General features: G+C 48.8%; 12 protein-coding genes. 8 read left to right on the top strand and 4 right to left on the bottom strand.

Annotated elements, in window-relative coordinates:
- Positions 1 to 83: 83 nt before the first annotated feature.
- Together AC2TDN_RS15495 and AC2TDN_RS15490 are read right to left on the bottom strand one after the other, a co-directional pair.
- The gene (locus AC2TDN_RS15495; protein WP_482067511.1) at positions 84 to 677 is read right to left on the bottom strand and encodes a GNAT family N-acetyltransferase; all 594 of its coding nucleotides are present in this window, start codon (positions 675 to 677) and stop codon (positions 84 to 86) included.
- A gap of 7 nt (positions 678 to 684) precedes the next feature.
- Positions 685 to 1,296 (bottom strand): TetR/AcrR family transcriptional regulator, encoded by a 612-nt coding sequence (locus tag AC2TDN_RS15490; protein ID WP_484688685.1) that lies wholly within the window; start codon positions 1,294 to 1,296, stop codon positions 685 to 687.
- 446 nt (positions 1,297 to 1,742) lie between these two features.
- Here AC2TDN_RS15490 and AC2TDN_RS15485 point away from each other — a divergent pair, with 446 nt between their 5' ends.
- From AC2TDN_RS15485 to AC2TDN_RS15475, 3 genes are all read left to right on the top strand, one after another.
- Positions 1,743 to 2,159, top strand: a complete 417-nt coding sequence (locus AC2TDN_RS15485) for a MerR family transcriptional regulator (protein WP_482067509.1) — start codon at positions 1,743 to 1,745, stop codon at positions 2,157 to 2,159.
- Complete coding sequence (locus AC2TDN_RS15480) at positions 2,156 to 2,668, top strand: hypothetical protein (protein ID WP_484688684.1); 513 nt, start codon at positions 2,156 to 2,158, stop codon at positions 2,666 to 2,668. Before AC2TDN_RS15485 ends, AC2TDN_RS15480 begins: the two co-directional genes overlap by 4 nt.
- Before the next feature lie 87 nt (positions 2,669 to 2,755).
- Entirely contained in the window at positions 2,756 to 2,935 is a 180-nt protein-coding gene (locus AC2TDN_RS15475) for a hypothetical protein (RefSeq protein ID WP_482067507.1), read from the top strand.
- A gap of 195 nt (positions 2,936 to 3,130) precedes the next feature.
- On the opposite strand, the gene AC2TDN_RS15470 is transcribed toward AC2TDN_RS15475, so the two are convergent.
- Both AC2TDN_RS15470 and AC2TDN_RS15465 read right to left on the bottom strand, forming a co-directional pair.
- Entirely contained in the window at positions 3,131 to 3,352 is a 222-nt protein-coding gene (locus tag AC2TDN_RS15470) for a hypothetical protein (protein WP_484688683.1), read from the bottom strand.
- A 351-nt stretch (positions 3,353 to 3,703) separates the two neighbouring features.
- Positions 3,704 to 5,140 (bottom strand): DHA2 family efflux MFS transporter permease subunit, encoded by a 1,437-nt coding sequence (locus tag AC2TDN_RS15465; protein WP_484688731.1) that lies wholly within the window; start codon positions 5,138 to 5,140, stop codon positions 3,704 to 3,706.
- Positions 5,141 to 5,424: 284 nt separating this feature from the next.
- Here AC2TDN_RS15465 and AC2TDN_RS15460 point away from each other — a divergent pair, with 284 nt between their 5' ends.
- From AC2TDN_RS15460 to AC2TDN_RS15440, 5 genes are all read left to right on the top strand, one after another.
- Positions 5,425 to 6,012, top strand: coding sequence for a TetR/AcrR family transcriptional regulator (locus AC2TDN_RS15460; RefSeq protein WP_484688682.1), 588 nt, complete (start codon positions 5,425 to 5,427; stop codon positions 6,010 to 6,012).
- A gap of 772 nt (positions 6,013 to 6,784) precedes the next feature.
- A complete protein-coding gene (locus tag AC2TDN_RS15455; RefSeq protein ID WP_484688729.1) occupies positions 6,785 to 9,157 on the top strand; it encodes a preprotein translocase subunit SecA in 2,373 nt (790 codons plus the stop codon).
- Between the two features lie 143 nt (positions 9,158 to 9,300).
- On the top strand, positions 9,301 to 9,972 hold the full coding sequence (locus AC2TDN_RS15450; RefSeq protein WP_484688681.1) for a hypothetical protein: 672 nt from the start codon (positions 9,301 to 9,303) through the stop codon (positions 9,970 to 9,972).
- A gap of 28 nt (positions 9,973 to 10,000) precedes the next feature.
- A complete protein-coding gene (locus AC2TDN_RS15445) occupies positions 10,001 to 10,405 on the top strand; it encodes a hypothetical protein (RefSeq protein WP_484688680.1) in 405 nt (134 codons plus the stop codon).
- A gap of 60 nt (positions 10,406 to 10,465) precedes the next feature.
- Positions 10,466 to 22,342: an immunoglobulin-like domain-containing protein gene (locus AC2TDN_RS15440; RefSeq protein ID WP_484688678.1), complete on the top strand. Its 11,877-nt coding sequence runs from the start codon at positions 10,466 to 10,468 to the stop codon at positions 22,340 to 22,342.
- Positions 22,343 to 22,374 lie beyond the last annotated feature (32 nt).

The following is a 22,374-nucleotide window of genomic DNA, read 5'->3' as shown; positions in this document are numbered from 1 at the left end:
ATCCTGGTTGTTGTCTTAATGAGTATCCTTCATTTTAGAAGTCTAGAATTCGTTGGTCAACGTAATAACTTTTCTAATCCGCATTATTTCGAATATCGCAATGATACAATGTAATTGATCCCGATTTTCTTTGCCCGTTTAATTGGTATTTGCCTGCGTTTGTATTCTTCAAAACCTAATTTATGATAGAGTTTCATGGCTGGAATATTGGTATCGGCGACTTCTTCAATCAAATAAACCTCATATGGTGTATGCTCAAGGATATGACGACTCAGTTGCGAAGCAACGCCTTGCCCCCTGAATTCGGCGGCAGTCCCTACAAATTCAATGGAGCCTACACTAGGTGAAGGAGGAACGAAGGGAGTTTCAAACTCTTTTTTCAAGAAAATACCAGCCATAGTGCCTCTATAAAAGCCTAAATGTTTGCGAAGTTCCTTTTTATCCAGTTTAACCGAAAGTGAAGTTCCATCCGTACAAGCAGCCATTCCGACCACTTGCCCCTTGTATAAAGCCACATAAAATTGGTCCAAAACGAATATATGGGCGAACGCTGCAGCAATCCTTTTCGGATCCTTAGAGAAAAACCCAAGCCACTGTGTGAATCCCTCTGCGAATATTTCAGATATTCCTCGCCTCACATCAAATTCAGCTTGATCGGCTCTAACCACGTTAATCATGACATGGTCACTTCCTTTCCTTCAATAGAAATGCGGTGAGGATAGATGGTGAGGGCATGGTAAAGTTGCTCTTTAGCAATACTTTCATCTGAGCCAAACCCTGAATCGATGCATAAAAAAGGGCAGCCATTTCCTGCGCATCACCCGAGTAAAGTTCCCCAAGCTGCTGACCCTTGCGAATGAGCTGTGCCGTAGAATCAAGCAGCCTGGTATTTACCTGGAGGATCTCTTCATAAAGTTTTGAGGCTGTGGCAGCTCCAGCTAATAGCGATTGATTAATAAGGATCAGCAGATGGGCTAGTTCCTCCCCATTGATCATGTCATTGTAGACTTCGTCGACAAACATTGCCATTAACTTTTTAGGGGATTGATCGGATTCAAAGAAAGTAATATTACGTTTCAATCCTTCAACAGCGTAGGCAACCAATTCGTTAAATAACTGATCCTTCGTTTTGTAATGACGATACAGCAGCCCAATACTTATGCCAGCTGTATCCGCGATATCTTGAACATTCGTCGAGCCGAAACCTTGATGAACAAATAACTGCATTGCAGCTGAATGGATTTTTTCTCTAGTGGCATTGCGCATTTCTTCAAACTGTTCCTTGCTACGCGGCAAGCAATTCGCTCCTTTTTAATGAATGAATTTTTACTCACTATATAATATTGAGAGTGGAATAACAACATTCAACTCCAGTTAGCGAAATCTGCCTGTTAGCTGAATGACTATCATGTGCACTATTTATGATTGAAAAACCCACTAGATACCTCCACTATGTTTTTCAATATCTTTAAAGACTGATGCAATTCGCTTACCTCTAATACGTGATTAGCATCTTTTATTCTAAGGACTTCTGTATTTGGAAATCCTTCGATTCAATAAATATCCACTTATTCCCTCCCTAACTCGCTCACAAATTTATTGTACAAGAGGGGCTAATTGTCCTGCTTTTTATTTTACCCGAATCCATGCACAACGGATTGACAATTGAATATAGTTACAGTAAGCTGTAAATAATACATTTAACTGTAATGGATACAGTAGAGTGTAATTGGAGGTGTGTCATGAATAGTTATACCGCCAAACAAATAGCGGAAGTTCTCCAACAAGACGACCCACGCATGAATTTGCGAACGGTAAGGTATTACACGCAAATTGGTATGATACCGCCCCTTGAATTAATCGGTAATAAAAGGATGTACACGGATAATCACATTCACTATTTTCGCGCTATTATCACTTTATCAAGAACTGGTGAAACCCTAGCGTCTATTCAGGAATTATTAAAGAAACTTTCATTGGAGGACATTGAAAAAATCAGTCAGCAAATGGCATTATATGAACCGAGTCGAATGATTGAAAACGAAATACTGAAAATTTCTGATGATGTCATCATAACGATAAGCCCCCGGATTTCTGCTGAATTAAAGCAAAAAGTTATTGATTCGGTATCGCAGGCATTAAGAGGTGAAAATCAATGATGCTTGAAATGAAGTTAGCTAAATCAATGATGGAGAACGAAGAAGGAATGAATCACTTATGGATACAAATCTTCCGAGATGAAGAATCTGTTTCCCAAAAAACCGAAATGGAGATACAACTTCCGAATGGGATTTATCGCTCATGCAATCTCAATGGTTATACCGAGAATGGTCGTAAACAAATTCTCCTCGATTCAAAGGACAAAGAGGTTATGATTGAAATTTTCACCCAAGACGCAATAGCATGTGGTGAAGTGACAATTTGTGTGACTTTGTTATCACGCGAGAATACGGTCACCCGAGAAATACCAATACGGTTGGTATGTGAAGATGAAATGGATTTGGTCGAGATTGACGAACAAGTTGTAGAACGTATTAAAGAATTAGGTAATGCCAATATCACTCCTTCAAGTGAAGATACAGATATCGTTTTTATTCAACCTAGAATTTTGAAATCAAGGTACAATGAGTCTTCTTACTTAGAAGAGAAATACCGTGTTGATTACTAAGAAATGAAGGGAGCGTAACTATGAATCTAATTCCTTACGTTGTCGAACATTCTTTTAGGGGAATGGACAGAAGAGGTGGCGGGGTTCGTGAACAATGAACAAATTGAATATACGGTAGAATATCAAGACGCTTATGGTGTATTGTATTTCGAAAATGTGAAAGCAAACCATTTTGCCGAAGCAAAGATGCAAATTCGTCAAAGACTCCCTGACGTGGTTGTTAGAGCGGTTACAATTGTTTCAAAAAAGAATGGAGATGAGCAATAAATTACGATAGACCGTGCATATATTGGCGGTTTTTTTCTTTAGGTTTTTGTACGTAATCGAGCTATCCCTTTTTTTGAAAACGGTCCCGATCGGAACGGTTTCTGTCCCGAACCGCCATGATTCGGACAGAAAGAGACAGTATGATGGAAATATAAAGCGATTACAACTGACGGCTCGACAATTCGTCTATTGATCTTATCTAATGACATGAATATTCAATTCAGAGGACGATAGGATGTTGACGGCAAGGTGTCTCTGGATGCGCTGCGCTTGCTGTGCTGGAGTATGTGCATGCAGTGCAGGAGTCGTATGAACGGGGTGGCGAGGTCGTTCGGCCGCAGCCGCTGCCGCCGCTGCACGGCGATCCGTTTTATTTGAAATAGTCTCACTTGATGCTCTGTTAATCTTCCAATTCATAAGCAGGGATTCTAAACGCTCACTTGGGCCGCTGCTGGCTGGGGAGGAACCCGCCGATTGGCGGGACGCCATCGTATCGACCTATAACGGCCAACGTGTGATACGATGCCACTTCGGGAATACAGATTTGGAGATTTGGAGCGAGGAACAAGTTAGGTAGTTTGTTAATTTTACCGGCGGCTGCCATTGTTCATCAATTAAGCTAATGAAGAATTCGGTTAACACTAAGGTTGTCTGGAATTCAGCAAACGTTAGAAGGCTTACTCTATGATACGGAGTAAGCCTTCTATTTTCGTTTTGCGGACCGCTGAGAGAAATACCTTAGTTTGGCTCAGCAGACTGCTTCATTCATTACGCTTCTTTGGCGATTGCCACTTTCAGTTTGGCTTTGGATTCTTCCGCAGAAGCTTGATTCGTACGTTTGATAAAGAACGATAGCAGCAAACCGATAATGCCTATTCCAACGATAACGAGATAGGCATCATTGATACCCTGGATTGAAGCTTCCATAATCATTTGCTTTTGTGTTATGGCTTCTGTCCCGTTTGAAACCATTAAATCTTGAAGGTGAGTATTGGTACGACTCGTCATAACGGTTACGAGCAGTGATGTACCTACAGCGCCGGCAACTTGCTTAATCGTATTGGAGATAGCTGTACCATGCGCATTAAGTCTAGCTGGCAATTGATTTAAACCTGCTGTAGTGATCGGCATAAGGAGCATAGCCATACCGAATCGGCGACCCGTAGACATGAGAACCAGATAGGTATAGCTGGTCGTGTCCGTCAAGTTGATAAAGCCGATGGTGGTGATGATCGTTATCGCCATTCCGATGATGGAAAGCCATTTGGCTCCGTACTTATCGAACAGCCGTCCCGTGATCGGCATCAGAATGCCCATTAGGATCGAGCCAGGGAACATCAACAAGCCAGACTCCAGAGCTGTAAAGCCACGGGCATTCTGTAGATAAAGGGGAAGCAGCATCATATCCGCATACATTACGATGGTAACCGCGATATTTATGATGGTTGTTAAAGAAAACATGCTGTACTTGAAAGCTCTGAGATCAAGGAGCGGATTTTGGGAAACCAACTGCCGCCAAGTAAACAGGACGAGGGAAATAACCCCCGAAATTATAGTTACGAGAACTTCCGCGCTCGACCAGCCTAAGCTGCCGGCTCTGCTGAAGCCGTACATCATTGCGCCGAATCCAACGGTGGAGAGGACGACACTTAGCATGTCAATTTTAGCTTGGATTCGCTCCGATACATTTTTTAGATAAATAAACCCGCAGATGATAACAATGAGAGTTAACGGAATCATGCCGTAAAACATCATTTCCCACGGATAATTTTCCAGGATGTAACCGGCAAGCGTTGGCCCGATCGCTGGTGCGAAAATGATGGCGAACCCGACCATGCCCATAGCGGCCCCTCTCTTATTGGGAGGGAACAGCGTTAAAATGACATTCATGAGCAGCGGCATAATAATTCCGGCTCCGGCTGCTTGAATCAAGCGCCCAGTGAGCAGGATGGGAAAGCTCGTTGCAACCGCCGATACGATCGTTCCCGCAAGAAAAATAAACATTGAGGTTTGAAACAGCTCACGCGTCGTAAATCGCTGCATCAAATAGGCTGTGATCGGAATCAAAACACCGTTAACCAACATGTACCCTGTTGTCAGCCACTGTGCCGTTGCAGCCGAAATGTTAAAATCATTCATCAATTCCGGGACAGCAACGCTCATGACTGTCTGATTCAGCGTCGCAAGAAAGGCACCCAAAATCATAACGAACAAGATCGGTCCCTTTTTTATCGAACTGCTGTTTATTGCCAAACTTTTACTCAACCTACTCCATCCTTTCAATCTCTCTACATAGACTTAATTTACACTGTGTTATATAATCGACAGTGTATTAATTAGATTATAGGCAGAATTGATGTGTTTACAAGCAACAGAATTGGATAAAGTGTAAAGTAGTTTACATGAAAAAGTTTTAATGTCGTTTAACTCGAAGATATTCTACGAATGCATTAAAATTGTAGTTTGAAAAAAGTAAAAAGGAGAAGGATATGGATCATACAATGCAGCGAACAGATCCTCGCATACTCCGAACACGTCAGTTGCTTAGAGACGCCTTTATTGAGATGCTTCAGGAAATGGATATCGAGAAAATATCGGTTAATCGATTGGCAGAGCGTGCCACCATTAACCGGGTTACTTTTTATCTGCACTATCGGGACATTCCGGATATGCTGGAAAAGATGGCGGATGATATGATCGATGACATTCATCAAGTTTTGGACAATACACTTCCGAATCCGAATCCGGCAGAAGAGGTGGATTGGCCGATGCTAGTAAATTTGCTCGAACACATTGCCAAACACGCAAAATTTTACAAAATCATTCTCGCGTCGAATCGAACGACGATCTTTTCGGATCGATTGTTAAGGCTGCTAGCGGGATTAGTTGCCGAAAGGCTAGGTGGAGAAGAGAGCGAATCCTACATTTCAACAGCGAATATTCAAAAGGATATTGCGATATGGTACAGTTCTTCCGCTTTAATCGGTACGATTATCGCTTGGCTGCGAAATGACATGCCGTATACTCCGCTTTTTCTCGCCAAACAATTTTCTTTGATGCGGTCATTACCACTTTAAGATTTGTTTTATATTGTAAAGACACTCCACATATGTGAGGTGCTATAGGTTGAAGTGAACTACGTTTAATTGATGATTTAAAATCTGTTTGTCCAATACTAAGCATTGAAGAATATGGCGAACAAATTGAATTTTTCGTGGAGTGGAGTAAATCGACTAAAGAATATCTGCTTAACAATTTCCTCGATTCTAACATCTTTAGTTCGAGTCATTATGGAGAAGAATATTATATTTTAAATTGACTGCTGAGGAAATAGACGAAATGATCACCTACATAGAAAACAATAACATCTTTGTGAGGATCAATCGGCATCAAGCTGTTACTATAGAAGAAGACTAAGCAGCAGGAATACAAATGATGAATCGTAATGAACCTTCTTGTTCTTCAAAGAGAGAAAAATAGCAAACACTAAAACATCAAGTGCACCCCTAAGAATAGACATTGGACAAACCGCTGGGTTTTCCGATGAAAATTTTAAGGGGTGTATTTTTTTATGTGGTTAAACCTTATATGGCTAGAGAATGAGCCTTGGATACTAGGTTTTTGTGCCTAAATGTGATTTTAGAAGATCAAGCCTGATTATTTTAAGCAAAATTATGTTTGAATGACTATAAAATATATAAAAAATAAATATGAAATCTAAAAAACTGAAAGAATTTACTATTAATATATTGTCGAAATAGTCCGATATAACTAAGTGAGACGTTTTTTAGTTAATCTAAATTAAAGATATTTTTAGAAATATGGTATTGGAGGACTACATTTTTGGGGATGGGAGTTGTTAATTTGCTTGCGGCTTGGAAAAAGTGGGCGAAAGGCCTAGTATCCCATGAACTAGTAAGCATGAGAAATGCCCTCCACCTGATCGACCAAAAGTACAACCTGATTAGTCGCATCTCTGATTCGGAGCTCATGTTGATGACTGAAAAGCTAAAAGAGGAACTTAAGAGGAGTACACCTCCTGCGTATGTTCCTTACATAGCTGTTGCATTGGTAAAAGAAGCGGTTAAGCGGCGGTTGGGCTTGGTTATGCATGACGAGCAGCTGCTCGGCGGCTACGGGATGATGAAGGGCAAAGTTGCTGAGATGTTGACCGGTGAAGGGAAGACGCTTGCATCTTTGATCCCTGTTTTTTGGTTCGCGCTTCAGAACAAGGGCGTTCATATGATTACGGTCAATCCTTATTTGGCCGAACGAGATTATACGCAGGCGCGTGAAGTTTTTCAGATGCTGGGGATGTCGATTGGTTTGAATCATGCAGGACTTCATATGGAAGAGAAGCAGGCGGTCTACGAATGCGATGTTACTTACGGCGCTTGGTCGGAATTTGGCTTCGACTTTTTGAGGGATAATCTGGCGTTTGATCCGGCCAAGCAAGTACAGCGTCCGCTCGCGTATGCGGTTATTGATGAAATTGATAGTGTACTCATTGACGAAGCCAAAACTCCGATGATCATTGCGGGCAAGACGAAAGCAGCACCCGATCTTTATTACATTTGCTCCAAGTTTGTCAAAGGCTTAAGGGAGCAAAAAGATTATGAGCTGGACGTTGAATCGAATCAAGTGATGTTTACCGAAACCGGGATTCGGAAGATCGAAACGGTGTTCATGATCGATAATTTGTTTGATTTGGAATATACGACAGTGTTCCATTATTTGCTGCAAAGCTTGCGCGCTCTGGTATTAATGAGGGTTGATCGGGATTATTTGGTTGAAGGCGGTAAAGTGAAAATTATCGATTCATTTACGGGACGAATGATGGAGGGTCGGGAATTCAGCGATGGTCTTCACCAGGCGATCGAAGTCAAGGAAGGGCTGCCGATCAGCGAGGAGACTCGATCTAATGCTTCGATTACGGTACAGAAGTTTTTTAGCTTGTATTCCCGAGTGATCGGGATGTCAGGGACGATTCAGACGGATTGTGAAGAGCTGAGGCATATTTATGGTTTGGATGTATTGTCGATTCCTCCGCATAAGCCGGTTGTCAGGCGGGATGCTCCCGATCTCGTCTTTGTCAGCTTAGAAGCCAAGTACAAGAGATTGGTTTCGGAGATTGCTGCTTTGCATCAGCAGGGCATTCCGATATTGGTGGGCACGACTACCGTTTCGCAGTCGCAGGAATTGGCGGACCGCTTGTCACAAGCGGGCTTGAGATGTCAGGTGCTGAATGCGAAGACTCAGTCTGAAGAAGCGGAAATCATCCGTAGCGCCGGAACCCAGGGAGGCATCACAATAGCTACCAATATGGCTGGACGTGGAGCCGATATTTGTCTAGGCAAAGGTGTTGCCGAATTGGGAGGACTGCATGTCATCGGGCTCGAGAGGCATGAAAGCCGGAGAATTGACCTTCAGTTGAAAGGACGATCGGGACGGCAAGGAGACCCGGGAGCATCACAGTTTTTTATCTCGCTGGAGGATGATTTATTCCATCGCTTCGCTGGTGAAGAGGTGGAGGCATGGCAAGAAAAGTGGAGTTGGGGGGATGAAGGTGTTTCCTCCAAGGAACTGCTGCGTTTTGTGGAAATGGTGCAAAGGCGGGCAGAGCAGCAAATGTACGATATTCGTTCATTGGTATACAAGTTCGACTGCGTCATTCATCACCAGAGGGAATGGTTTTATGCGCATAGGCAAGGGATGCTTTTAATGGAGCGAGTGGAAGATGCCGTTTGCCGATCCGTTTCCTTTTGGATCAAGGATCGTGTGCAGAGGTATTGTCCTTCTGACCGGCTCACTGAGGAATGGAAGGTGGAGCTGCTGAGGCAGGAGTTTGGGCTATCGTCCCCTCTTGCGGTTACAGACTTCATGACAGGTAAAGGAATGCTTGGACAAGTGGAGCAAACCTGGAGACAGGATTGGGCGCATTTCATAGAGGATCGGAGCTTGCAGCATTTGCGTTCCATATGGCGGCATGAATATTTGCGGCTGCTTGATGAGTTTTGGCAGGATCATCTGGACCAGCTTGGATTCATTAAACAAGGAATCCACTATAGGGCTTTGGAAAAAAGGGACCCCGTTGAGGTGTTTGAGGAGGAAGCGTATCATCTCCACTTGAAGTTCGAACGCAAGCATCACCGCGCCGTCTGCAAAATGTTGATTCGGGAGATGAGAAACGAAGCGGTACCTTCGCTTTCCGGGACGGCATAAGGAAGACAACTCACTTTGAGGATTACTTTGGAGGTGGTGGCAGGCATTGAACCAATAAACGGATCACTCTTGCATAAGCAGTTGATCTAATCCAAATTCAACCCATTCATCCTAACTTTCATGAAGAAAAGAGGAGATTTCCAATGACAAAGAAAAAATCCGATTCAAAAAAGCCTTTAAGTAAAAAAGTAGCCCAAGTCATGACAGCGACCTTGGCCGCGTCAACTGTTGTTGCCGTACTTCCGGCTGATTTCATAAAAGCCGACATGTTCCAAGGGGGCAGCGTATCGGATTCCGTATACGATCAATCTACGACGGTAACGGATTCGGTTTACGTACAGCCTTTCGTACAAGCGTTGGAGGCAGTGCGAATTGCCGAGTCAGCTGCCACGCTGCAACAAGTCTTGAGCGCCGTAGAACTAGCTTTGAACTTGACGGGCTACAACGAGCTTAGCCCACAAGATCAAGAGGCGGTAGCACAAGCATTGCTGAGTGCTGGGGACTATGCCGATACAGCTGAGCTGCAAGATGCTTTGAACAAGGCGGTAGCGGTTCAAAGAGATGCTGTAGCGCTGCGCAATGCGGTTGCTGCGGTCAATTCAGCAGACAGTGGGGCGCAGATACAAAGTGCTCTTGAAGCACCGTATTTGGGCCTCATCCTTATCAATTATAGAAAATTGAATGCGGACGGCAAGCTTGCTGCTGCAGAGTCGGTTCGCGAAGCTGCCCCAGCCGGCGGTTTCAATAGCCGAACCGATATTCAGAAGGCGTTCAACGAAGCCATTGCATCCGTTTTTGAAGCACAAGCACAATAACTGAGCGGTTTGAAGCGGGGGTCAAGAGATGGAACACCGGGAAGGAATGTGGTCCCGTCTGCGTCAACGCATTTTTTCAACCACTCCAAAATCTGTTGAAGCAATGCATGTGCTCCCTGATCCAGAAAGCTTGCAGGAGGACGAGGTCGTCTTCGGGACCGATCGACTGGAGCTGACGGAACAGATGTGTTTGATTGAAGTCGCCAAGCATTATATGGATGAGTTCTTTTTGCCGACGCTTAGGACTGAGCCTGCCCTAACCAGAGGCTTTGACCTGAAATCGCAAATGTTTGTAACCGATGGAGTCGAGCCCGTTTACCGCTCGAATATGGTTGTATTCTATCAGGATACGGACGGACAGCGAAAATACGAATATCTCGTGAGTCTGATTCGCTTTGGTACGGATGAATGGCGTGTATTTCAAGTGAAATAAACAAGATGACAGAGATTTAACGAACCATACATAAATGTGAAAAAGAGAGGTAACGATGACATGTCGAAGATAAAGAAAGACAATCAAAAGCCTTTGGTCAAAGGGATGTCTGCCGTACTATCCGCTACGATGGCAACTGCATCGATCATTTCCGTATTGCCTGTCCAAGTAGCGAGTGCAGATGAAGCTGCTGCCATTGCGGAAGTGAACGCCGCTGCTGCCGTCTCCGATATGCAGGCCGCACTCACTCGAGTGGATCTGGCTCTGAACCTTACAGGGTATAATTCTCTAAGCAGCACGGGCAAAGATATTGTCGCGCAAAATGTGATCGATTACCGCACGGCTAATGGCAGCTTTGCTACTCAGCCGAGCATTCAAACAGAGTTGAACACTGCAGTATCAGCCCGCCAGAATGTTGAAATTTTGCTTAATGCCATTAATGCCGTTAACTCGGCAGCTTCTGCGAGCGACATGAGAACAGCTCTGGAAGGTACGGCACTCGGTCTGATCCTGACTACATACAATAATTTGAGCACGCCAAACGGTAAACTGGGAGCGGCTCAGCTGCTGCTGGATTATCGAACCGCACATGGCAGTTTCGCTGATCAAGCGGCTATCCAGAGCGAATTCAACAACGTCGTGCAAGTCCAACTGGACGAGGAGGCGCTTTCTCTAGCGGTGGGTAGTGTGAACGCAGCAACTGACGCTGCAACGATGACGACCGCATTGGAAGATCCGTACCTCGGTTTAGTGCTGACCTCGTTCAATAATTTGAGCAGCCAAGCCAGCCGAGACGCAGTTGCCCAGCAAATGTATGACTTTAAGCAAAGCAGCGGAGCGTATGCGAGCAAAGCGGCGATTCAAAGCAAATTGAACTCTTTTGTTAGTCAAAGGGCTCAGTTTGAGGCGTACGCTGCAGCTGTGCAAGTGGTGAATGATGCAGCAACGGCAAACGATACGCAATCCGCTTTGGAAGCCTCTAATCTAGGTTTGAATTTGACGGAATATTACAAACTGGTTGCTGGTCATAGAATCGCAGCCGCTCTTGGGGTATTGAACTATAAAATTGCAAACGGTGCTTTCGCCGATCAGCCGAGCATCCAGAGCACGTTGAATGCCATAGTTGTTACCGAGCAGGTTGCACAAGCTGTCGATGTAGTCAACGCAACTGCGGATACGAACAGTATGAAGAGCGCTTTAGTATCTGTAACATTAGGGCTTACGCTTACAGCCTACAACGATCTCGGTACAGCAGATAAAAATGCGGTTGCGGCTCTGGTACTTGCAAACCGTGGTGGAGGGTATGCGGACAAAGCAGCCGTTCAAACGAGTTTGGATTCGGCAATTGTTACAAATGCGCCAATGTCAGCGGTCAACAAAGCGGCTGATGCCGCTGCAATAGAAACAGCACTTGAAAACGGAGCGCTTGCTCTGGCGCAAGGCGTAGTTTATCCTAGTTGGCTGCAAGCAGATCAAACAGCTGTTGCTGCTGCTGTCCTTGCTGCTCGTCCGGTTAGCGGATACGTGGATTTGGCTGCGGTACAAACCGCGTTTGATGCAGCAGTAACGGCACGTACGCCTGTGGCCGATGTGAATATTGCAGTGAATGCGGCGGCAACGCAAACAGCGCTGGAAGCGGGCGCCCTTTCCTTGACGCTAGGCGTTTACTCGACTTGGTCAGCAGCAGATAAGGCGAATGCAGCAGCGGCCGTGCATGCAGGTGTTCCAGTTGGAGGGTATGCGAGCAAAGCGGCGATACAAGCAGTGTTCGATGCGGCTGTTACAGCACGGACACCTGTGGCCGATGTGAATATTGCAGCGAATGCGGCGGCAACAAAGACAGCGCTGGAAGCTGGTTCGCTTTCGTTAAACTTGGGAGCAGCGTACCCAACTTGGACAACGGTGGATAAAACGGCCGTGGCGACAGCCGTGAATGCTGGCCTGCCAGTAGGAGGCCATGCGGATAAGGCTTCAGTACAAACAGCGTTCGACGCGGCGGTAACGGCGCGGACGCCAATTGCCAATGTGAATGTGGCTGTTAGCGCTGCGGCGATTCAAGCTGCTTTGGAAGCAGGAAGTCTCGGCTTGAATTTAGGGGCTACATATCCAGGATGGCTTTCAGCAGATAAAGCAGCCGTAGCGGCCGAGGTGCTGGCAGCGCGTCCTGTAGGTGACGGCTATGCAGATCTTGCGGCGATTCAAGCTGCTTTTGACTCAGCTGTCGGTCAGGTTGCTCCGATGGCTGACATCAATGCGGCAGCAAATGCTGCAGCCATGGAAACGGCTTTGGAAGGTGGTACGCTCGCGCTCACCTTAAGTGCGGCATATAATTCCTTATCGGCTTCTGAACAAACAGACGTTGCAGGTTTGGTGCTGAACTACCGCCCTGTCGGCGGCTATGCGGACAAGCCTGCGGTGCAGTCAGCGCTGGATATTGCGGTAGCTGTTGAGTATGTAAATATTGCAGCGAATGCGTCAGCAACGCAAACGGCGCTGGAAGACGGCGTTCTCTCCCTGAACTTGGGCGCAGCATACCCGACTTGGACAGCGGCGGATAAGACAGCAGTGGCCGCAACCGTGCATGCGGGAGTAATCTATGCGGATAAAGCCGCAATACAAGCGGCATTCGACGCAGCGGTAACGGCACGTACGGCTGTAGCGGATGTGAATATTGCTGCCAATGCGTCGGCAACGCAAACGGCGCTGGAATCTGGTTCGCTCTCGCTGAACCTCGGTGCAGTGTACCCGACATGGACAGCGGCGGATAAGACAGCTGTCGCGACGGCCGTTCATGCGGGTATTCCCGTGGGAGGCTATGCGGACAAAGCGGCGGTACAAGCGGCATTCGATGCGGCGGTAACGGCGCGTACAGGAGTTGCAGATGTAAATATTGCAGCGGATGCGTCGGCAACGCAAACGGCATTGGAAGCAGGAGCACTCACCCTGACGCTGGGAGCTGTATACCCAACTTGGTCTGCGGCGGATAAAACGGCTGTAGCGGCAGCCGTGCACGCTGGTATTCCGGTAGGGGGCTATGCGGACAAAGCGGCAGTACAAGCGGCATTCGACGCTGCGGTAACGGCGCGGACAGCGGTAGCCGATGTGAATATTGCAGCGGATGCAGCGGCAACGCAAACGGCGCTTGAAGCCGGCTCGCTCGCACTGACGCTAGGCGTTTACTCGACTTGGACAGCGGCGGACAAGACAGCCGTAGCGACAGCCGTGCATGCGGGTCTGCCAGTAGGCGGCTATGCGGATAAAGCGGCGGTACAAGCAGCGTTAGATGCGGCGGTAACGGCACGTACGCCTGTAGCAAATGTGAATATTGCTGCGAATGCGGCGGCAACGCAAACGGCGCTGGAGGCAGGTTCGCTTTCGCTGAACCTCGGCGCAGTATACCCGACCTGGACAGCGGCGGATAAGACAGCTGTAGCGACGGCTGTGCTAGCGGGAATTCCGGTTGGCGGTTTTGCGGACAAAGCTGCGGTACAAGCGGCATTTGATGCCGCGGTAACGACACGGACAGCGGTGGCCGATGTGAATATTGCAGCGAATGCGGCGGCAGCGCAAACGGCGCTGGAAGCGGGCTCGCTTTCGCTTAACCTGGGCGCAGTTTACCCGACATGGACAGCGGCGGATAAGACTGCGGTAGCTGCGTCCGTACTAGCGGGACTGCCAGTTGGAGGTTATGCGAACAAAGCGGCAGTACAAGCGGCATTCGACGCGGCGGTAACGGTACGGACAGCAGTAGCCGATGTGAATATTGCAGCGGATGCAGCGGCAACGCAAACGGCGCTGGAAGCCGGTTCGCTCTCCCTGACGCTGGGGATATACTCGACTTGGGCAACGGCGGATAAGGCAGCGGTAGCTGCGGCTGTTTATGCGGGACTGCCAGTAGGTGGTTATGCGGATAAAGCGGCGGTACAAGCAGCGTTCGATGCGGCGGTAACGGCACGAACGCCTGTAGCGAATGTGAATATTGCTGCGAATGCAGCGGCAACGCAAACGGCGCTGGAGGCTGGTTCGCTCTCGCTGAACCTCGGCGCAGTGTACCCGACATGGACAGCGGCGGATAAGACAGCCTTAGCGACGGCCGTGCAAGCGGGCATTCCAGTTGGAGGCTATGCGAACAAAGCGGCGGTACAAGCGGCATTCGATGCGGCGGTGACGGCACGGACAGCAGTGGCCGATGTGAATATTGCAGCGAATGCGGCGGCAGCGCAAACGGCGCTGGAAGCCGGTTCATTGGCTTTGGATCTGACATCTTATAATTTGCTCCATACGGCAGATAAAGTGCTTGTCGCAAGCCATGTGTTGAGCCATCGTCCTGTTAACGGCTTTGTAGATAAAGCTGCAATTCAGTTGGCGCTGGATAGCGCGATCTCCGCTGACGCACCGATGGCTGCTGTGAATAATGCGGTCGATGCAACTACAATGGAAACGGCTCTCGAAAATGTGGCGCTCGGACTTACACTTGGCGTATATAGCAGTTGGTCTGCAGCAGACCAAGCTGCGGTTTCGGCGCAAGTATTTGCTGGTGTCCCGGGAATTGGATATGCCAACCTGGCAGCCATACAAGCGGCATTCGACGCAGCGGTAACGGCACGTACGGCTGTAGCGGATGTGAATATTGCTGCCAATGCGTCGGCAACGCAAACGGCGCTGGAATCTGGTTCGCTCTCGCTGAACCTCGGTGCAGTGTACCCGACATGGACAGCGGCGGATAAGACAGCAGTCGCATCGGCCGTACATGCGGGTATTCCCGTGGGAGGCTATGCGAACAAAGCGGCGGTACAAGCGGCATTCGATGCGGCGGTAACGGCGCGTACAGGAGTTGCGGATTTAAATATTGCAGCGGATTCGTCGGCAACGCAAACGGCTTTGGAAGCAGGAGCACTCACCCTGACGCTGGGAGCTGTATACCCAACTTGGTCTGCGGCGGATAAAACGGCTGTGGCGATAGCCGTGCACGCAGGTATTCCAGTAGGCGGCTATGCGGACAAAGCGGCAGTACAAGCGGCATTCGACGCTGCGGTAACGGCGCGGACAGCGGTAGCCGATGTGAATATTGCAGCGGATGCAGCGGCAACGCAAACGGCGCTTGAAGCCGGCTCGCTCGCACTGACGCTAGGCGTTTACTCGACTTGGACAGCGGCGGACAAGACAGCCGTAGCAACAGCCGTGCATGCGGGTCTGCCAGTAGGCGGCTATGCGGATAAAGCGGCGGTACAAGCAGCGTTAGATGCGGCGGTAACGGCACGTACGCCTGTAGCAAATGTGAATATTGCTGCGAATGCGGCGGCAACGCAAACGGCGCTGGAGGCAGGTTCGCTTTCGCTGAACCTCGGCGCAGTATACCCGACCTGGACAGCGGCGGATAAGACAGCTGTAGCGACGGCTGTGCTAGCGGGAATTCCGGTTGGCGGTTTTGCGGACAAAGCTGCGGTACAAGCGGCATTCGATGCTGCGGTAACGGCACGTACAGCAGTTGCGGATGTGAATATTGCAGCGAATGCGTCTGCTACGCAAACAGCATTGGAAGCGGGGGCACTCTCCCTGACGCTGGGAGCTGTATACCCAACTTGGACAACGGCGGATAAAACGGCGGTAGCTGCGTCCGTACTAGCGGGATTGCCAGTTGGAGGTTATACGAACAAAGCGGCAGTACAAGCGGCATTCGACGCGGCTGTAACGGCGCGGAATGCAGTGGCCGATGTGAATATTGCAGCGGATGCAGCGGCAACGCAAACGGCGCTGGAAGCCGGTTCGCTCTCCCTGACGCTGGGCATATATGCGACTTGGACAGCGGCGGACAAGACAGCAGTAGCAACAGACGTGCATGCGGGACTGCCAGTAGGCGGCTATGCGGATAAAGCGGCGGTACAAACAGCGTTTGATGCGGCAATAACGGCACGTACAGCAGTTGCGGATGTGAATATTGCAGCGAATGCGTCAGAAGCGCAGACGGCGCTGGAGGCCGGTTCGCTTTCGCTGAACCTCGGCGTAGTGTACCCAACTTGGTCAGCGGCGGATAAGACAGCCGTAGCGACGGCCGTGCAAGCGGGTATTCCAGTTGGAGGCTATACGAACAAAGCGGCGGTACAAGCGGCATTCGATGCTGCAGTGACGGCGCGTACAGCAGTTGCGGATGTGAATATTGCGGTGAATGCGGGGGCGACGCAAACGGCGCTGGAAGCCGGTTCCCTTTCACTGAACCTAGGTGTTTTGTACCCGACTTGGACAGCGGCGGATAAGACGGCGGTAGCTTCGTCCGTACTAGCAGGCCTTCCAGTCGGAGGTTATGCGGACAAAGCGGCAGTGCAAGCAGCATTTGACGGGGCTGTAACGGCGCGGACTGCTGTGGCCGACGTGAATATTGCAGCAGATGCAACGGCAACGCAAACGGCGCTTGAAGCCGGTTCGCTCTCCCTGACGCTGGGGATATACTCTACTTGGGCAACGGCGGATAAGGCAGCGGTAGCTGCGGCTGTTTATGCGGGTCTCCCAGTAGGTGGCTATGCAGATAAAGCGGCGATACAAGCAGCGTTCGATGCGGCGGTAACGGCACGGACAGCGGTGGCCGATGTGAATATTGCGGCAAATGCGGCAGCAACGCAAACAGCGCTTGAAGCTGGCTCGCTCTCATTGACGCTTGGAATTTACTCAACTTGGACAGCGGCGGATAAGGCAGCTGTAGCAACGGCCGTGCAATCAGGTCTTCCAGTTGGAGGTTATGCGGACCAAGCGGCTGTGCAAGCGGCATTTGATGCAGCAGTGACAGCACGTATGCCAACAGCTAATGTGAACGTGGCGGTTAGTGCAGCAACGATGAAAACGGCGCTGGAAGCTGGCCTGCTCGGACTAGATTTGACTGTTTACAACATATTGGGCAATGCGGACAAGCTGGCTACCGCAAGCAATGTGTTGGCAGCTCGTCCAGGGACTGGCTTTGTGGACATAACGGCCATTCAGACAGCACTAGACAATGGGTTAGAAGCCGGCTCGTTAAATCGTGATACAGCTGCGCTAGAAATTCAATTCACGCCAGGAGATGCTGCCAGCCATGTAACAGGTCAGCTAACGCTTCCTCTATTGGGAGTTGAAGGATCGACAGTTTCTTGGAGCTCTGATCTACTAGCGGTAGACGCTACTAACGGTAACGTTACTCGGCCAACTTACTTGACAGGTGATTTGACTGCCACCCTGACAGCTGCTTTGACTCGAAATGGCAGCACGAAGACAAAAGAGTTTGTTGTCAAACTGATCAAACTGGCAATTACAGATAGTGAGTCTGTTTCGGTTGATAAAACAGCGCTTGGCATCGTGTATGCCGGTGCTGATCATGCAGCCAACGTGTCGCAAAACTTGACGCTTCCATCGTCAGGCGCCAATGGAACTACGATCACGTGGGCATCCGACAATTCGGCTGTCAATGCAGTAACAGGTATAGTAACTCGTCCAATAAAAACATCTAACGATGCAATTGTTACCCTAACGGCAACCATTACAAAAAATGGCGTTCAGGAAACCAAAGAGTTTGTGGTGAACATCCTCAAGCAAACGACTTTCAACGATACCGAATCGGTGGAAGCGGACAAAGCGGCGCTGGGTGTCGTATATGGCGGCAGCGATAAAGCAGTCAGCGTAACACAGAACGTAACATTGCCGACATCAGGAGCAAATGGAGCGATTATCTCATGGTCGTCCAGCAACTCGGCTGTCGTTGATACGAACGGAAATGTAAACCGTCCGTCTAAGACATCAAGCGATGTAATCGTGACGTTAACAGCTACGATTACGAAGAACGGTGTACAAGATACGAAATCATTCGATGTAAATGTGCTTAAGCAAACGACGTTCAATGATACCGAGTCGGTGGAAGCAGACAAAGCGTCGCTGGGTATCGTATATGGCGGCAGCGATAAAGCCGTCAGCGTTACACAGAACTTGACATTGCCGACAACGGGAGCAAATGGAGCGATTATTACATGGTCGTCCAGCAACTCGGCCGTTGTAGCTACAAACGGTAATGTGAGCCGTCCGGCGAAGACATCCAGCGATGCCATCGTGACGCTGACAGCTACGATTACGAAGAACGGCGTGCAGGATACAAAAACATTTGATGTGACAGTTCTTAAAGTAACGACGTTCAATGACGCAGAATCCGTAGCAGCTGACAAAGCAGGACTCGGTATCGGTTATGGCGGCAGCGATAAAGCCGTCAGCGTAACACAGAACTTGTCATTGCCGACAACGGGAGCAAATGGAGCGATTATTACATGGTCGTCCAGCAACTCGGCCGTTGTAGCTACAAACGGTAATGTGAGCCGTCCGGCGAAGACATCGAGCGATGCCATCGTGACGCTGACAGCTACGATTACGAAGAACGGCGAGCAGGATACGAAAACATTTGATGTGACAGTTCTTAAAGTAACGTCGTTCAACGACGCGGAAGCCGTAGCGGCAGACAAAGCAGAACTCGGTATCGGTTATGGCGGCAGCGATAAAGCCGTCAGCGTTACACAAAACTTGACATTGCCGACAACGGGAGCAAATGGAGCGATTATTACATGGTCGTCAAGCAACTCGGCCGTTGTAGCTACAAACGGTAATGTGAGCCGTCCGGCGAAGACATCCAGCGATGCCATCGTGACGCTGACAGCTACGATTACGAAGAATGGTGTGCAGGATACGAAAACATTTGATGTGACGGTTCTTAAAGTAACGACGTTCAACGACGCGGAATCCGTAGCGGCAGACAAAGCGGAACTCGGTATCGGTTATGGCGGCAGCGATAAAGCCGTCAGCGTTACTCAGAACTTGACATTGCCGACAACGGGAGCAAATGGAGCGAATATTACATGGTCGTCCAGCAACACGGTTATCGTTGACACGGATGGTAAAGTGACACGTCCGGCGAAGACATCGAGCGATGCCATCGTGACGCTGACAGCTACGATTACGAAGAACGGTGTGCAGGATACAAAAACATTTGATGTGACAGTTCTTAAAGTAACGTCGTTCAACGACGCGGAATCCGTAGCGGCAGACAAAGCAGAACTCGGTATCGGTTATGGCGGCAGCGATAAAGCCGTCAGTGTTACTCAGAACTTGACATTGCCGACAACGGGAGCAAATGGAGCGAATATTACATGGTCGTCCAGCAACACGGTTATCGTTGACACGGACGGTAAAGTGACACGTCCGGCGAAGACATCGACCGATGCCATCGTGACGCTGACAGCTACGATTACGAAGAACGGCGAGCAGGATACGAAAACATTCAATGTTAATGTGCTTAAGCTAACGTCCTTTAATGACGCGGAATCCGTAGCAGCTGACAAAGCGGAACTCGGTATCGGTTATGGCGGCAGCGATAAAGCTGTCAGCGTTACGCAGAACTTAACATTGCCGACAACGGGAGCAAATGGAGCGACTATTACATGGTCGTCCAACAACTCGGCTGTTGTAGCTACAAACGGTAATGTGAGCCGTCCGGCGAAGACATCCAGCGATGCCATCGTGACGCTGACAGCTACGATTACGAAGAACGGCGAGCAGGATACGAAAACATTCAATGTTAATGTGCTTAAGCTAACGTCCTTCAATGACGCGGAATCCGTAGCAGTTGACAAAGCGGAACTGGGTATTGGTTATGGCGGCAGCGATAAAGCCGTCAGCGTTACGCAGAACTTAACATTGCCGACAACGGGAGCAAATGGAGCGACTATTACATGGTCTTCAAGCAACTCGGCCGTTGTAGCTACAAACGGTAATGTGAGCCGTCCGGCGAAGACATCCAGCGATGCCATCGTGACGCTGACTGCTACGATTACGAAGAATGGTGTACAGGATACGAAAACATTCAATGTAAATGTGCTTAAGCTAACGTCCTTCAATGATGCGGAATCCGTAGCAGCTGACAAAGTAGAACTCGGTATCGGTTATGGCGGCAGCGATAAAGCCGTCAGCGTTACACAAAACTTGACATTGCCGACAACGGGAGCAAATGGAGCGATTATTACATGGTCGTCAAGCAACTCGGCCGTTGTAGCTACAAACGGTAATGTGAGCCGTCCGGCGAAGACATCCAGCGATGCCATCGTGACGCTGACAGCTACGATTACGAAGAATGGTGTGCAGGATACGAAAACATTTGATGTGACGGTCCTTAAAGTAACGACGTTCAACGACGCTGAAGCCGTAGCGGCAGACAAAGCAGAACTCGGTATCGGTTATGGCGGCAGCGATAAAGCCGTCAGCGTTACGCAGAACTTAACATTGCCGACATCGGGAGCAAATGGAGCGAATATTACATGGTCGTCCAGCAACACGGATATCGTTGGCACTGACGGAAAAGTGACCCGTCCAGCGAAGACATCCAGCGATGCCATCGTGACGCTCACAGCTACGATCACGATGAACGGCGTGCAGGATACAAAAACATTCAATGTTAATGTACTTAAGCATACGGCTTTCAACGACGCGGAGTCCGTAGCGGCAGACAAAGCGGCACTCGGAATCATCTATGGTGGTACCGATAAAGCCGTCAGCGTAACGCAGGACTTGACATTGTCGACATCGGGAGCAAATGGAGCGATTATTACATGGTCGTCCAGCAGCCCGCTCGTCGTAACCACGAACGGAAAAGTGACGCGTCCGGCGAAGACATCCAGCGATGCCATCGTGACGCTGACAGCTACGATTACGAAGAACGGTGTGCAGGATACGAAAACATTCAATATTAATGTGCTTAAGCTAACGTCGTTCAACGACGCGGAATCCGTAGCAGCTGACAAAGCGGGACTCGGTATCGTTTATGGCGGCAGCGATAAAGCCGTCAACGTAACGCAGGACTTGACATTGCCGACATCGGGAGCAAATGGAGCGATTATTACATGGTCGTCCAGCAGCCCGCTCGTCGTAGCCACGAACGGAAAAGTGACGCGTCCGGCGAAGACATCCAGCGATACCATCGTGACGCTGACAGCTACAATTACGAAGAACGGTGTACAAGATACGAAAGTGTTTGACGTGACGGTTATTAAAGAAACATCGTTTAACGAAGCGGAATCCGTAGCGGCTGACAAAGCGGCGCTTGGCATTGTCTATTCAGGCGTCGATAAGGCAACTACCGTGACGCACAATCTAACGCTCCCATTAACGGGAACGAACGGTACAACGATCACATGGTCATCCAGCAACACAGCCGTTATTACAGCAAACGGAACCGTGAATCGTCCGGCTAATGCTGTCGGTGACGCTTCCGTTACTTTAACGGCTACCATTACGAAGAACGGTACGACGGAACAGAGAACATTTAATTTGATCGTACTGAAGAACGTTCTAACGTCGGCTCCAGTCCTTTCGGACATCACGGTCACAAACAACGTAACTGGACAAGATTCGATACTCGTGACCAATCTCCAAGCTGGGGATATTGTGAAAGTGTACAGCTCTACGGGTGAATTGCTCAAAACGGATACGGTAGCAAGTGGCGCTACATCGGCCAGCCTGCAGATAGAGCAGCTTGGCGCAACGGCTGGAACCGTGAAAATTACAGTAACCCGCGCCGGCTTTGAGGAAAGCACCAAGGTCACTGCAGCATTTGCAGCAGAAAATGCCAAGCCGTACGTTATTTCCGGTACTGGACTGGATACGAAAAATGGTATTGAAGCCAAGGTGACTGTAACACCAACCGAAGGACTAACGTATTCCGGTACCAAATACGTCATTTTCGAACTTATGAATGGAGAATCTCCTGTAAGCATCATAGCGTTAGAATATGATGGCAAATCAGCTTCAACCTTGACCGCACAATTCAATACCGCATTTACAAAAGATCATAAGGTTAATGTACTGATTATGGATCAAATTAACACTGCCACAGATAATGTCGGTACACCGCTGGCCGCCAAAATCGTTTTAAGCAAGTAAAAGTCAATCATTTTGAGATGCAGCCAAGCTTT

The organism is Paenibacillus sp. Y660 (assembly GCF_057221575.1).
This window is presented reverse-complemented; position numbering and strand designations above follow the sequence as displayed.

Bases quoted from the DNA above. Each gene is read 5' to 3' on its own strand.
- AC2TDN_RS15485 (WP_482067509.1), top strand. From the start codon at position 1,743: ATGAATAGTTATACCGCCAAACAAATAGCGGAAGTTCTCCAACAAGAC.
- AC2TDN_RS15445 (WP_484688680.1), top strand. From the start codon at position 10,001: ATGGAACACCGGGAAGGAATGTGGTCCCGTCTGCGTCAACGCATTTTT.
- AC2TDN_RS15450 (WP_484688681.1), top strand. From the start codon at position 9,301: ATGACAAAGAAAAAATCCGATTCAAAAAAGCCTTTAAGTAAAAAAGTA.
- AC2TDN_RS15470 (WP_484688683.1), bottom strand. From the start codon at position 3,352: ATGAATTGGAAGATTAACAGAGCATCAAGTGAGACTATTTCAAATAAA.
- AC2TDN_RS15440 (WP_484688678.1), top strand. From the start codon at position 10,466: ATGTCGAAGATAAAGAAAGACAATCAAAAGCCTTTGGTCAAAGGGATG.
- AC2TDN_RS15455 (WP_484688729.1), top strand. From the start codon at position 6,785: ATGGGAGTTGTTAATTTGCTTGCGGCTTGGAAAAAGTGGGCGAAAGGC.
- AC2TDN_RS15465 (WP_484688731.1), bottom strand. From the start codon at position 5,140: ATGATTTTGGGTGCCTTTCTTGCGACGCTGAATCAGACAGTCATGAGC.
- AC2TDN_RS15495 (WP_482067511.1), bottom strand. From the start codon at position 677: ATGATTAACGTGGTTAGAGCCGATCAAGCTGAATTTGATGTGAGGCGA.
- AC2TDN_RS15480 (WP_484688684.1), top strand. From the start codon at position 2,156: ATGATGCTTGAAATGAAGTTAGCTAAATCAATGATGGAGAACGAAGAA.
- AC2TDN_RS15460 (WP_484688682.1), top strand. From the start codon at position 5,425: ATGGATCATACAATGCAGCGAACAGATCCTCGCATACTCCGAACACGT.